General features: G+C 60.2%; 1 pseudogene. It reads right to left on the reverse strand.

Annotation, left to right across the window (positions count from 1 at the left end):
• Positions 1-255 (reverse strand): annotated as a pseudogene (locus WN73_RS04180) (NF038122 family metalloprotease); the annotation flags it as partial.
• Positions 256-264 lie beyond the last annotated feature (9 nt).

Consider the following 264-nt stretch of genomic DNA (forward strand, 5'->3'; position numbering starts at 1 on the left):
CACAATGCCGGTCAGGTTGGTGAGATAGTGGCCACTGCTGTCCGTGCTCCACACCGTGTAAGCATCCGTGCCAGGCACCTTCCAAGCAAAGTCAAAACCGCTCGCCGTTTGCTCCGCCCCGATCGGCGCCCACGGCGCAAACTGACCCGACACAACGGCTGAGCCACCATACGTTAGCTCAGGGCCGGTGGCGCCAAGGTAATAATTGCTGCCGACCTGAACCAGGCTCGTCAATCCAACCGACTCGATCGTCATGGTCGGTAG

It is taken from the genome of Bradyrhizobium sp. CCBAU 45394, assembly GCF_028128655.1.
Taxonomy (GTDB): domain Bacteria; phylum Pseudomonadota; class Alphaproteobacteria; order Rhizobiales; family Xanthobacteraceae; genus Bradyrhizobium; species Bradyrhizobium diazoefficiens.